Origin of the sequence: Streptomyces sp. NPDC059668 (assembly GCF_042734135.1) — a bacterium.
Taxonomy (GTDB): domain Bacteria; phylum Actinomycetota; class Actinomycetes; order Streptomycetales; family Streptomycetaceae; genus Streptomyces.
The window spans coordinates 12,999-20,322 of the sequence record NZ_JBHWEL010000056.1; the positions used below are offsets into that span (position 1 = coordinate 12,999).

Annotated in this window: 2 protein-coding genes; both read left to right on the top strand. The window is 69.4% G+C overall.

Annotated features, from left to right (window positions below; translation table 11 throughout):
• The first annotated feature begins 277 nt into the window (after positions 1-277).
• Positions 278-1,660 (top strand): alpha-amylase family protein, encoded by a 1,383-nt coding sequence (locus ACFV2J_RS30785; protein ID WP_385098209.1) that lies wholly within the window; start codon positions 278-280, stop codon positions 1,658-1,660.
• Positions 1,661-1,804: 144 nt separating this feature from the next.
• Positions 1,805-7,204, top strand: coding sequence for a pullulanase-type alpha-1,6-glucosidase (gene pulA / locus ACFV2J_RS30790; protein WP_385441728.1), 5,400 nt, complete (start codon positions 1,805-1,807; stop codon positions 7,202-7,204).
• Positions 7,205-7,324: the final 120 nt, after the last annotated feature.

The window sequence follows — 7,324 nt, forward strand, 5'->3', positions numbered from 1 at the left end:
GGTCCTCGCCCTGCTCGCGGCCGGCCTCGCCCTGCTCGCGGCCTTCGTGTGGTGGGGGCGGGGGGGCCCCCGCCCCCCCCGGCCCGGGCCCACCACTTTTTTACGCGTTGAAATCCCTTACGACATCTTGCTGAAACTTGACGGCAAGAGATACGTTCCGGCACACGCCCGACTGATTCACCGGGCAACTTCCCTCCAGGGCCCCCCACTTGCACCCCGGAGCCCCGGTCACCCGCACCCGCACACCCCCACCGCACAATGACGTGCAGGAGATGACATGGCCAAGAGAACCCTTGCCACCGCGCTCGCGCTCGCCGCGGGCATGGCGGCCACGGTGGTCCTGCCCAGCGGCACCGCCCAGGCCTCCCCGCCCGGCACCAAGGACGTCACCGCGGTCCTGTTCGAGTGGAAATTCGACTCCGTCGCCAAGGAGTGCACCAACACCCTCGGCCCCGCCGGATACGGCTACGTCCAGGTGTCCCCGCCCGCCGAGCACATACAGGGCTCGCAGTGGTGGACCTCCTACCAGCCCGTGAGCTACCGCATCGCCGGCCGGCTGGGTGACGCCACCGCCTTCAGGAACATGGTCGGCGCCTGCCACGCGGCCGGGGTGAAGGTCGTCACGGACACGGTGATCAACCACATGTCGGCCGGTTCGGGCACCGGAACCGGCGGGTCCTCGTACACGAAGTACAACTACCCGGGCCTGTACTCCTCGTACGACATGGACGACTGCACCGCCAGCATCAGCGACTACACCAACCGCGCCAACGTGCAGAACTGCGAACTCGTCGGCCTCGCCGACCTGGACACCGGCGAGGAGTACGTCCGGTCCACCATCGCCGGGTACCTGAACACCCTGCTCGGCTACGGAGTCGACGGCTTCCGCATCGACGCGGCCAAGCACATCCCGGCCGCCGACCTCGCGAACATCAAGTCCCGGCTGAGCAACCCGTCGGCGTACTGGAAGCAGGAGGTCATCTACGGCGCCGGCGAGGCGGTCCAGCCCACCGAGTACACCGGCAACGGCGACGTCCAGGAGTTCCGCTACGCCTACGACCTCAAGCGGGTCTTCAACAACGAGAACCTCGCCTACCTGAAGAACTACGGCGAGGGCTGGGGCTATATGAACAGCTCCGTCGCGGCCGTCTTCGTCGACAACCACGACACCGAGCGCAACGGCTCGACCCTCAACTACAAGGACGGCGCGAACTACACCCTCGCCAACGTCTTCATGCTCGCCTACCCGTACGGCGCCCCCGACATCAACTCCGGCTACGAGTGGTCGAACGCGGACGCCGGACCGCCCAACGGCGGGACCGTCAACGCCTGCTGGCAGGACGGCTGGAAGTGCCAGCACGCCTGGCCCGAGATCAAGTCGATGGTCGCCTTCCGCAACACCACCCGCGGGCAGGCGCTGAGCAACTGGTGGGACGACGGCAACGACGCCATCGCCTTCGGCCGCGGCACCAAGGGCTTCGTCGCCATCAACCACGAGACCTCGTCCCTGAGCCGTACCTACACGACCTCCCTCGCGGCGGGCACCTACTGCAACGTGCAGAACAACACGCAGGTCACGGTGAACGGCTCGGGGCAGTTCACGGCAACCCTGGGCGCCAACACGGCACTCGCGATCTACGCGGGCAAGACCAGCTGCTGAAAAGTCTTTCCGCATGTTGCAAGACTCTTGCTGTAAACCTTGCGTGAGCGATACGGTCACGCGGGCGTTCGGCACCGGAGCCGGAACGCAGCGCGGGGTCGGACCCATCTGCGCCGTAATCGCTAGGAGTTCACACCGGTGGACCTGATACCGAGAGGGCCGGCGCACCGCCCCGGCCGTTCCAGGCTGCGCGCGGCCGTCCTCGCCGCCGCGCTCGCCGTATCGCTCGCGCAACCCCTCGCGGCGCGGGCCGAGACCCCGCCCGCACCCCCGTCCGACGCGAAGCTCGCGGCCGAGCCCGCGCGGCACGACGCCACCCGCGACCAGTTCTACTTCGTGATGCCGGACCGCTTCGCCAACGGCGACAAGGCCAACGACGAGGGCGGACTGACCGGTTCACGGCTGTCGACCGGATACGACCCGACCGACAAGGGCTTCTACCAGGGCGGCGACCTGAAGGGCCTGACGAAGCGGCTCGACTACATCAAGGGCCTCGGCACCACCGCCATCTGGATGGCGCCGATCTTCAGGAACCAGCCCGTGCAGGGCACCGGCAAGGACGCCTCGGCCGGCTACCACGGCTACTGGATCACCGACTTCACCCAGGTCGACCCGCACTTCGGCACCAACAAGGACCTGGAGAGGCTGATCTCCACGGCCCACGCCAAGGGCATGAAGGTCTTCTTCGACGTCATCACCAACCACACGGCCGACGTCGTCGACTACCAGGAGAAGTCCTACGACTACCTCTCCAAGGGCGCCTTCCCCTACCTGACCAAGGACGGCCGGCCCTTCGACGACGCCGACTACGCGGACGGCACCCACGGCTTCCCGTCCGTGGACACCGGCTCCTTCCCGCGCACGCCCACCGTGCCCGCCGCGAAGAAGAGCGCCAAGGTCCCGTCCTGGCTCAACGACCCGGCCATGTACAGCAACCGGGGTGACTCCACCTACGCGGGCGAGTCCACCACGTACGGTGACTTCTCCGGTCTCGACGACCTGTGGACCGAGCGTCCCGAGGTGGTCAGCGGCATGGAGAAGATCTACGAGCGCTGGGTGAAGGACTTCGGCATCGACGGCTTCCGGATCGACACCGTGAAGCACGTGAACATGGAGTTCTGGACGCAGTGGGCGACCGCCCTCGACGCGTACGCCGCCCGGCACGGCCGCAAGGACTTCTTCATGTTCGGCGAGGTCTACTCCGCCGACACCTCGGTCACCTCTCCGTACGTCACCGAGGGCCGGCTCGACGCCACCCTCGACTTCCCCTTCCAGGACGCGGCCCGCTCGTACGCCTCCCAGGGCGGCAGCGCGAAGAAGCTGGCGTCGGTGTTCGGGGACGACTACAAGTACACGACCGACAAGGCCAACGCGTACGAGCAGGTCACCTTCCTCGGCAACCACGACATGGGCCGCATCGGCTACTTCCTGGAACAGGACGACCCGAAGGCCACCGACGCCGAACTGCTGAAGAAGGACGAGCTCGCCAACGAGCTGATGTTCCTCAGCCGCGGCAACCCCGTCGTCTACTACGGCGACGAGCAGGGCTTCACCGGCTCCGGCGGCGACAAGGACGCCCGGCAGACGATGTTCGCCTCGAAGGTCGCCGACTACCTCGACGACGACGAGATCGGCACCGACCGCACCCACGCGAGCGACGCCTACGACACGAGCGCCCCGCTCTACCGGCGGATCAGCGCTCTCTCCAAGCTCCGCAAGGCCAACCCGGCCCTCGCCGACGGCGTCCAGACGGAGCGCTACGCCGCGGACGGCGCGGGCGTGTACGCCTTCTCCCGCACGGACGCCAAGTCCGGCACCGAGTACGTCGTCGCCGTGAACAACGCCGACGACGCCGAATCGGCCACGTTCGCGACGGGTTCGGCGGGCATGGACTTCCGCGGCATCTACGGCACCTCCGCCGCCGTGCGCAGTGACGCCGACAAGAAGGTCACCGTCACCGTCCCGGCCGGCTCGGCGATCGTCCTCAAGGCCGCGGGCCGGCTCGCCGCCCCCGCCACGAAGCCGGCGCTGACCCTGAAGGCCCCCGACGCGGGTGCCACCGGCACCGTCGAGCTCGGCGCCGACGTCACCGGCGGGCAGCTCGACCGCGTCGTCTTCGCCGCCCAGGTCGGAACCGGCGCGTGGCGCACCCTCGGCTCCGCCGACCACGCCCCGTACAAGGTCACCCAGGCCATCGGCAAGGACGTACCGGCCGGAACGCCCCTGCGTTACAAGGCCGTCGTCGTCGACTCGGCGGGCCGCACCGCGAGCGCGACGGCCGCCTCGACCACCGGCACCCCGCCCGCCGCGGAGATCCCGACGGCCTCCTCCCGCGACTACGCGATCGTCCACTACCAGCGCACCGACGACGACTACACCGACTGGCGGCTCTACGCCTGGGGCGACCTCGCCGACGGCGAGGCCACGACCTGGCCCGCCGGCCACGACTTCGTCGGACGCGACGCCTACGGCGCCTTCGCCTACGTCAAGCTGAAGCCCGGTGCCTCCACCGTCGGCTTCCTCGTCATCGACAAGGACGGCAACAAGGACGTCGCCGCCGACCGCGCCATCGACGTCACGAAGACCGGCGAGGTCTGGCTCCAGCAGGGCAAGGAGCCGGTCCTCACCGAACGGCCCGACCTCCCGGCCCAGGACAAGACCAAGGCCGTACTCCACTACCACCGTGCCGACGGGGACTACACCGGCTGGGGCCTGCACACCTGGACCGGCGCCGCGACGCCCACGGACTGGACCAAGCCCCTCCAGCCGGTGCGCACCGACGCCTACGGGGCGGTCTACGAGGTGCCGCTCGCCGAGGGCGCGACCAGCCTCAGCTACATCCTCCACAAGGGCGACGAGAAGGACCTGCCCAGCGACCAGTCCCTCGACCTGACCGCGAACGGCTACGAGGTGTGGCTGCTGAACGGCCAGGAGAAATACCTCCTCCCGCAGCCCGCGGGCAGCGCGGCCGCCCTCGACCTGACCACCGCCAAGGCGGTCTGGATCGACCGGGACACGGTCGCCTGGAACGGCTCCGACGCCGCCGTGTCCACCCAGCTCCTCTCCTCCCGCGACGGCTCGATCGCCGTCAAGGACGGGACGCTCACCAGCGACGACGAGCGCTGGCTGCGGCTGGCGAAGACCACCCTGACCGACGCCCAGAAGGCCGCGTTCCCGCACCTGAGGACGTACACCGCCTGGTCGGTCGACCCGCGTGACCGCGGCCGGGTCCGGGCGTCGCTCGGCGGCCAGCTCGTCGCCTCGCAACGCGCGGCGAACGGCGCCGTGCTGGCGGCGACCGGCGTGCAGACCGCCGGCGTGCTGGACGACCTGTACGACGCGAGGAAGGCGCGGCTCGGACCGGTCTTCCACGACGGCGTCCCCACCCTGTCGGTGTGGGCCCCGACCGCGCAGTCGGTGAGCCTCGACCTCGACGGCAGCACCGTCGCGATGCGGCGGAACGACACCACCGGCGTCTGGTCCGTCACGGGCAGCCGGTCCTGGACGGGCAAGCCCTACCGCTACGTCGTGAAGGTGTGGGCGCCGACCGTCGGCAAGGTCGTCACCAACAAGGTCACCGACCCGTACTCGGTCGCGCTGACCACCGACTCCGAACGCAGCCTGGTCGTCGACCTGGACGCCAGGTCCCTCGCCCCGTCCGGCTGGTCCTCGCTGAAGAAGCCGAAGGCCGTGCCGCTGCGCGACGCGCAGATCCAGGAACTGCACGTCCGGGACTTCTCGGTGGAGGACAGGACCGTCCCCGCGAAGGACAAGGGCACCTACCTCGCCTTCACCGACAAGAACAGCGACGGCTCGAAGCACCTGAGGCAGCTGGCCGCGTCCGGCACCTCGTACGTGCACCTGCTGCCCGCCTTCGACCTCGCGACCGTCCCCGAGAAGAAGGCGGACCGGACGAGCACCGACTGCGACCTCGCCTCCTACCCGGCCGACTCCGAGAAGCAGCAGGAGTGCGTCGCGAAGACCGCCGCGAAGGACGCCTACAACTGGGGCTACGACCCGTACCACTACACGGTCCCCGAGGGGTCCTACGCCACCGACCCCGAAGGCACCGCCCGCACGGTCGAGTTCCGGAAGATGGTCAAGTCGCTCAACGAGGACGGCCTGCGCGTCGTCATGGACGTCGTCTACAACCACACCGCCGCGAGCGGCCAGGCCGACACCAGCGTCCTCGACCGGATCGTCCCCGGCTACTACCAGCGGCTGCTCGCCGACGGGTCCGTCGCCAACTCCACCTGCTGCGCGAACACGGCGACCGAGAACGCCATGATGGGCAAGCTCGTCGTCGACTCGATCGTCACCTGGGCCAAGGAGTACAAGGTCGACGGCTTCCGCTTCGACCTCATGGGACACCACCCCAAGGCCAACATCCTGGCGGTCAGGAAGGCCCTCGACGCACTCACCGTCGCGAAGGACGGGGTCGACGGCAAGAAGATCATCCTGTACGGGGAGGGCTGGAACTTCGGCGAGGTCGCCGACGACGCGCGCTTCGTGCAGGCCACCCAGGAGAACATGGCCGGCACCGGCGTCGCGACCTTCTCCGACCGGGCCCGCGACGCCGTCCGCGGCGGCAGCCCCTTCGACGAGGACCCCGGAGTCCAGGGCTTCGCGTCGGGCCTGTTCACCGACCCCAACTCCTCGTCCGCCAACGGCACACCGGCCGAACAGAAGGCCCGCCTGCTGCACTACCAGGACCTCATCAAGGTCGGCCTCACCGGCGACCTGGCCGCGTACCGCTTCACCGACTCCGCGGGCAAGGAGGTCACGGGCTCCGGCGTCGACTACAACGGCCGGCCGGCCGGGTACGCCGAGGCGCCGGGCGACGCGCTGGCCTACGCCGACGCGCACGACAACGAGTCCCTGTACGACGCGCTCACCTACAAGCTGCCGGCCACCACGAGCCCGGACGACCGGGCGCGCATGCAGGTGCTCGCCATGGCGACGGCCACCCTCTCCCAGGGTCCGTCCCTCTCCCAGGCCGGCTCCGACCTGCTGCGCTCCAAGTCCCTCGACCGCAACTCCTTCGACAGCGGCGACTGGTTCAACGCCGTCCACTGGGACTGCCGCGACGGCAACGGATTCGGGCGCGGGCTGCCGATGGCCGCCGACAACCAGTCCAAGTGGCCTTACGCCAAGCCACTGTTGAGCACCGTCAAGGTCGGCTGCGGACAGATCGAGGGCAGCTCGGCCGCGTACCAGGACCTGCTGAGGATCCGGACCGGCGAGAGCGTCTTCTCGCTCGCCACGGCCGGCCAGGTGCAGTCGAAGCTCTCCTTCCCGCTGTCCGGCAAGGACGAGACACCCGGAGTGATCACGATGAAGCTCGGCGACCTCGTCGTCGTCATCAACGCGACACCCCAGCGCCAGGAACAGCGGATCGGCTCGCTGTCCGGGACCCGTTACGCGCTGCACCCGGTGCAGAGGGCGGGCGCCGACCCCGTCGTGAAGTCCGCCGCGTACACGAAGGAGACGGGAACCTTCGCCGTTCCGGCACGGACTGTGGCCGTCTTCTCCCTGACCTCCTGAGAAGGGCATTACCTTGGTGGGGGGGGCGGGGGCCCGGGGGGGGGCCCCCCCCCGGGGGGGGGGGGGGGTTGGTGGGCCACCCACGCGGTACTGGTGGCGGACCCCGGGGGGGGGGTGGGC